The organism is Bacillus sp. JJ1127, from assembly GCF_036965845.1.
In the GTDB taxonomy this organism is placed as follows: domain Bacteria; phylum Bacillota; class Bacilli; order Bacillales; family Bacillaceae_G; genus Bacillus_A.
The window spans coordinates 1-3943 of sequence record NZ_JBALQK010000117.1 but is presented as its reverse complement, the minus strand read 5'-3'; the positions used below and the strand labels follow the sequence as shown (position 1 = coordinate 3943).

4 protein-coding genes are annotated in these 3943 nt (G+C 32.3%); all 4 read right to left on the bottom strand.

All coding sequences use genetic code 11. From position 1 onward, the window contains the following. Nucleotides 1-105: 105 nt before the first annotated feature. Nucleotides 106-498, bottom strand: coding sequence for a dihydroxyacetone kinase phosphoryl donor subunit DhaM (dhaM, locus tag V7183_RS12680; RefSeq protein WP_335359745.1), 393 nt, complete (start codon nt 496-498; stop codon nt 106-108). Between the two features lie 17 nt (nt 499-515). Next, nucleotides 516-1148: a dihydroxyacetone kinase subunit DhaL gene (dhaL, locus tag V7183_RS12675; protein ID WP_335359744.1), complete on the bottom strand. Its 633-nt coding sequence runs from the start codon at nt 1146-1148 to the stop codon at nt 516-518. A 12-nt stretch (nt 1149-1160) separates the two neighbouring features. Further along, nucleotides 1161-2159: a dihydroxyacetone kinase subunit DhaK gene (gene dhaK, locus V7183_RS12670; RefSeq protein ID WP_335359743.1), complete on the bottom strand. Its 999-nt coding sequence runs from the start codon at nt 2157-2159 to the stop codon at nt 1161-1163. An 827-nt stretch (nt 2160-2986) separates the two neighbouring features. Further along, a partial coding sequence (locus V7183_RS12665) for a YheC/YheD family endospore coat-associated protein (RefSeq protein ID WP_335359742.1) occupies nt 2987-3943 on the bottom strand: 957 nt, incomplete at its 5' end.

Here is a 3943-nt window from a genome sequence, read left to right as displayed (position 1 = left end):
CTAAGAAGAGGGTGGTTTTATGTCATTTTTTTAATTGATGTATATATAAAATCAACGTCTTTTGCTGTTACTCTTAAGATGTATTTACATTTAATAATTAACAATTTAAGATAAACGTTTATTTAAAATTATTTCTTTTAAACTCTCTTTTATTTCCTCTTTCGTTCTGCCAATTTGACTTTCAACAATTGCTGTAATAGCGCCTTCTACTAATGCTGCATCAATAATTTCCACATTTCCTTGCATCTCTTCATCTAAAAATTCCAGCGCCATCTCAGCATTCATAAATGCACTTCCAATATCAAATAATACCAGAACACCATCTTTTGAATATACATGATGGATTGCTTCCTGAATTTTATTCATATCAGTTCCTAGTCTATGGTCCTCTGTACCACCAGCAAGGGCTACCTTTGCATTCGGTGCCATTTGCTTAGCTAACTCGTAAATTCCTTCTACAATTTTTTCACTGTGGGAGACTAATACAATTCCAACCATTTTTATGCTCCTTTCATTTAAGCTTCTTTGACATATTCATAGATACAGTCTAATAAAAGCATACTCGATACTGCGCCGGCATCTTTATGCCCAATACTTCTTTCTCCTACATAACTCGCTCTACCTTTTCGAGCAATAATCTGTGCTGTATGTTCAGCTCCTTTTACTGCTGCGTCTTTCATTCGTTCCAAAGCTTCAAGTGTACTCTTTTCTTCTTTTATTGCTGCATCTAATGCTTCATATGCAGGAATGAATGCATCCAACATTGTTTTATCATCCAGTTCAGCTTTTCCTCTCATTTGAATTCCTGAAATCGCCTCTTTAAGTAATTCTTTAAATAAAATTATGTCTACTTCATTTTTCCCTTTTAATACATTACTTGCTTTTAAAAAAGCTGTTCCATATAATGGTCCTGAGGCTCCACCAACATTAGAAACAAGGGCCATTCCCGCCTTTTTCAGTATCTCTCCTAAATCATCAATTTCTTCATCTTTTATCTTTTCAATTACACTTTTAAATCCTTTACTCATATTTAAACCGTGATCGCCATCACCAATTGCTGCATCCAATTCAGATAAGTACAATTTATTTTCCTCTATTACTTTGTCCATTTTTTTTAGTAGTTCAATCATTTGCTTTGCATAAAACATATGGCTTCACCTCTATCCTAGTTGTTTAAAAGCTGGTGTATCCGCAATATCATCTAACAATTCTTTCATTTCTTGATCTAGCTTTAATACTGTAATTGAACATCCCGCCATTTCTAGTGAAGTCATATACTCTCCAACAAATGTTCTCACTACTTGAATTCCTTTCTCTTGCAATCGTTCATGCACTCGTTTATTCATTATATATAGCTCCATTAAAGGGGTACCTGATAATCCATTTACCATAACTGCTACTTCACTATTCTCTTCTAATTGTAAATCTCTTAAAATATTATCAAGTAAATGATCACAAATTTCATTAGCAGATTTCATATTTTCACGATGTGTACCAGGCTCTCCGTGGATACCCATGCCAATCTCAATTTCATCTTCTCCAAGTGAGAAGTTTTCCTTTCCAGCAGCAGGAACAATACAAGAAGTAAGAGACATTCCCATACTTCTTACATTTGAAACTACTTTCTCTGCAACATCCTTCACTTCTTGTAAAGAAGCACCTTGTTCTGCTTTTGCTCCAGCAATTTTATGTACAAAAACCGTTCCAGCAATTCCTCGGCGTCCTGTCGTGAATGTGCTATTTTCAACTGCAACGTCATCATTTACAATAACAGATTCAACCGCGATCCCTTCCATTTCAGCAAGTTCATTTGCCATATCAAAGTTCATCACATCGCCCGTATAATTTTTTATAATTAATAAGGCTCCTTGTCCATTTTCAACTTCCTTTATCGCTTCAAAGATTTGGTCTGGAGTTGGTGAAGTAAATACTTCACCAAGGACAGCTGCATCTAACATTCCTCTTCCTACATATCCAGCATGAGCAGGTTCATGCCCGCTTCCTCCGCCACTTACAAGAACTACTTTATTTTTAGATCGATTTTTTCTAACTATTACATTAAAACCATCTAACTTTTGAAGGCACTCAGGATGAGCAAATGTCATTCCTTTTAACATATCTGAAAGAACTTCTTCAGGTTTATTGATTAATTTTTTCATAGAAACTTCCCCCTTAACTTTGTACAAATAAGAACGCTTCTTCACTGATTGTAACCGCTTACACAATAAATTAAATAGAGGACGTAATTTATTCTCCTCTCTACCCCTTAAGTATACTGCTGAAAAAATAGCAGTTCAACTTTTTTGTGAACATTCACATAAATTTAACACTTATAATTTTTTCTAACAATCTAAATATTTAAATGATTTTTTATACTGTAAAAGTCCCTTGAATAATAATATAAATTATGCCCTGAATCATGGACTTTTTTTAAGTGTCCACGATTCGGGGTTTTTGTGTGTTTTCACATCTATTTCCTCGTTATAATGGAAACANNATACGGGAAATGAGTAAAATTATTTTTAATGACTTCAAATAAAACAATTAAAGGTGAATGAAAATGTAGTGAAGGTATTGGGCCGTTCTATCATCTATCATGCTGACTTTAAAGTAAAAACTGTGAAAAAAATCAGAGTCGGAAATGTCCTAATCAAATCTTCTTAAGGAATGAATTTGATTTAGGTATCATTGTGGGAAAATCCAAATCAATGTTTAAAACTCTAGAGAAAGATAAGTCTTAGTTTTTAAAGGCCTTTTTATTAAACTATCCATTTTATAGGGTGCAGTTCAATTTAGAATACTTTTTGGGGTTTAAACACCATAAAAATTTTATTTTCAACCAGCAAAATGTAAACTTTATACCCTAAGAAATTACTATACAGGAACATTTTGAATTCTTATATTGCCCACTTTGTATATCACCGTGAAATGCTAGAGCAACTCCAATTACAAAACTCTGATAATTCCTATCAGCACACCTCTTTTTTTATTTATGTTTATCAGCTAAATATCTAGCATAATGAATTAGATTCCTGGCCACATCTAATTCAAGATTAAATATACTAGGTAAACCTGGTCTCCAATTCACTTCAAACAACCACAATTTTTGGATTTTATCAATCCCAACATCAATTCCTAACTCGTCAAATAATACATTTTTATATAAAGAATTAAAATGGTTAGAAAAACTTATCGCAAACCGCTCCAAATACCTTTGGATATTGTACGAATTATTACCAAACTCTGTTTTTAAGAAACTCTCTAAATAAGTACTATAACCACCACTAGCCATGTTCGAAACAACGCTTCCCAATAAACCTATCCTTGGATAAATTGAAGTAATGACCCAATTTCCTTCCCCATTTCTTTGAACATGTAATCGAAAATCATAAACATGACCAGATTTTATTTGACATGAAATGAATCGTTGAACTATGTAACCCTGTTCTTGGATTTTATGAGATATAAAGTCTAATAATTCTTTTTTATTAATGGATAAAAGTCGCCCTTCCTCATTTATTTTGTAATGTTCCCTATATTTTTCAATGAAGACAATACCCTTACCTTGATGTCCAGATATCGGTTTAATAATAACCCTTTCATAGTTATTAATCATATCAAAAAATTTATTAACATCAGTTAATTCATAAAAGGGAATAAGATATTGCTCAAATTCTTTTGCTTGTTTAATTTTGTTATATACACTTAATTTATCTCCAATTGAATGACTTGTGAACGGAACCTTATCATATAAATAATCATAAATTTGCTGAGTTTTATCACTAACATTAACACTTGCATTATAAATAACATCGGGAAAAGAAAATTCTTTTTCAATCCATTCACCATTTTCATATATTTTCCCTAAAATTTTTTCAGTTTCTATATTAACTTTTCCTAAAGTAAAATAAAAAAAAGTTACACCTTCAGCTTTTGCTACAGC